Source organism: Rhizobacter sp. (genome assembly GCF_031412495.1).
In the GTDB taxonomy this organism is placed as follows: domain Bacteria; phylum Pseudomonadota; class Gammaproteobacteria; order Burkholderiales; family Burkholderiaceae_C; genus Schlegelella_A.
Window position 1 is genome coordinate 1 of record NZ_JANODC010000426.1, and the last position, 2,335, is coordinate 2,335.

Below are 2,335 nucleotides of genomic sequence, written 5' to 3' on the forward strand. Positions count from 1 at the left end.
GCTCGGCCTGCTCGTCTGGGCCGAGATGCCTTCGGCGTACCGCTTCACGCGCACCGCGATCAAGCGGACGATCCGCGATTGGACCGAGGTCATCGCCCGCGACTACAGCCACCCCTGCATCATCGTCTGGGTGCCGTTCAACGAATCGTGGGGCGTGCCCGACCTGAACGCGGTCGGCGAGCAGCGGCACGCGGTGCAGGCCCTCTACCACCTGACCAAGACGCTCGACGCGACGCGCCCGGTGATCGGCAACGATGGCTGGGAGAGCAGCGCCACCGACATCATCGGCATTCACGACTACGACGCCAACACCGAGCACCTGAGAGTGCGCTATGGCCCGGAGATCAAGCCCGACCAGCTGTTCGACCGGCGCCGACCCGGCGGCCGCGTCCTCACGCTCGACGGCTACCCGCACCGCGGCCAGCCGATCATGCTCACCGAGTTCGGCGGCATCAAGTTCGCCGTCGGCAGCGACCGCGACTCGCCGGTGGCCTGGGGCTACTCCGACGCCGACCAGGGGACCGAGTTCGCGCGCCTGTTCGACGTCCTGCTGCAGACCGTGATCCACACCGCGCTCTTCAGCGGCTTCTGCTACACGCAGTTCGCCGATACGTTCCAGGAGTGCAACGGCCTGCTCACCGCCGACCGCCAGCCGAAGATCCCGCTCGAGGAGATCGCCGCGTCGACGAGCAGCACGCGCACGCACATCCCCATCTCCGTGTAGCGGCGGCGGCGCGCGCCAGCCCTTAGAACCAGACCAGCGCGTGATCGCGGCCGAGCCGGTCGGCCAGGCCGCCGAGGAGGAAGCGCCCGGCGGTGCTGCCGACACCGATGGCGGCGACGAGCAGCGCCGCCGATGCGGCCGGCACGCCGTGGTCGGTGGCGTACGGCACCAGGTGCACGAAGGGCACGAAGACGCCGAAGGAGCCGAGCACGCCGGCGGCGTAGAGCAGGATGAACGAGCGCGTTCCGAGTGCGCCCGCGAGGGTCGCGCCCGCGCCGCGCCCGGTGGCGGCCGCGACGGGCGCCGGGTCGCCGTCCGGGCCCAGGCCGCGGCGTCGTGGGTCGGCCTCGATCAGGAGCGCCATCGCAATGCCGATCACGGCGACGAAGCCGCCGAGCACCGCATAGGCGGCACGCCAGCCCCAGGCCTCGATCAGGAGCGTCGCCAGCGGCGGCACCAGCAGCGTGCCGACGCCGATGCCGCTGACGGCGAGCCCCGACGCCAGCCCGCGTCGGCGGACGAACCAGCGCTGCACCGCGGCGATGACCGGCACGTACGACAGGCCGATGCCGATGCCGACCCCGAGCGAGTAGGCGAGATAGACCTCGTTCAGGCTGCGCGCGAGCCCGGCGAGCACGAGCCCCGCCGCGACGAGGGCCATCCCGGCGACGGCCAGCGGCCGCGCGCCCCATCGGTCGGCGAGCGGTCCGCTGGCGACACCGAGGCTGAAGTAGCAGAAGCCGGCGAGCGAGAAGACGAGCGACACCGAGCCGCGCGAAGCGCCGAACTCGGCCTGCAGCGGCTGCAGGAAGGCGCTGAACGAGTAGGCCGCGCCGAAGCCCATGCAGGTGACGGCGAAGGCGCCGGCGACGACCCACCAGCCGCGATACAGGCCAGGAGAGGTCGGCAAGGCGTCGGGCATCGGCCGATTGTCCGATCGCCGCGCTGGCGCTTGTGCGGGGCCCGGCGCGCACCGATGCACGACGGCGAGCCGACGCCGCCGCGAGCCTGTCTCAGGCGCCGGACGCGCGCGCCTCGCGCAGCGGCACGGCGGCGCGCGCACGCCGCTCGGCGAGGAAGCGGACCATCGCGTCCTCGAGTGTCGGCATCAGGCTGGCCCGTTCGCTGCGCAGCACGCCGTAGCGCGGCCGCGCCGCGACCTCGCCGAGCTCGGCGCTCGGGCATGCCCGCAGCGCGGCGGCATCGACCTCAGCCAGCAGCGCCGCCTCGGCCGCGAACTGGGCCCAGCTCACGTCGCCGTGGTTGGCCAGGTGCCAGATCCCTGACTCGCGGTCGACGAGCAGGTCGAGGCAGACGTTGACGAGGTCGGGCACGTAGGTCGGCGAGATGCGCACGTCGTCGGCGGCGCGGAACTCGCGGCCGGCGCCGAGGGCGTCGAGCGCGTGGACGAGGAAGTTGTGGCGGTCCCAGGGACCGAAGAAGGCGCTGGTGCGAACCACCATCGCGCCCGGGTGGGCCGCGAGGACCGCCTCTTCGGCGGCGGCCTTGCTGCGGCCGTAGCAGTTGAGCGGCGCCGGCACGTCGCTCTCGACCCAGGGCCGGTCGCCATCGCCGCTGAAGACCTGGTCGCTCGAGAAGGTGACGAGGCCC

2 protein-coding genes and 1 pseudogene are annotated in these 2,335 nt (G+C 72.9%); 1 reads left to right on the forward strand and 2 read right to left on the reverse strand.

The window, feature by feature from the left end:
- On the forward strand, positions 1–724 hold a 724-nt coding region (locus tag AC30N0_RS15735), incomplete at its 5' end, for a glycoside hydrolase family 2 TIM barrel-domain containing protein (RefSeq protein WP_489518847.1).
- A 31-nt stretch (positions 725–755) separates the two neighbouring features.
- Here AC30N0_RS15735 and AC30N0_RS15740 read toward each other — a convergent pair.
- A pseudogene (locus AC30N0_RS15740) lies at positions 756–1,646 on the reverse strand (MFS transporter); the annotation flags it as partial.
- A gap of 91 nt (positions 1,647–1,737) precedes the next feature.
- A partial coding sequence (locus AC30N0_RS15745) for an SDR family oxidoreductase (protein ID WP_489518848.1) occupies positions 1,738–2,335 on the reverse strand: 598 nt, incomplete at its 5' end.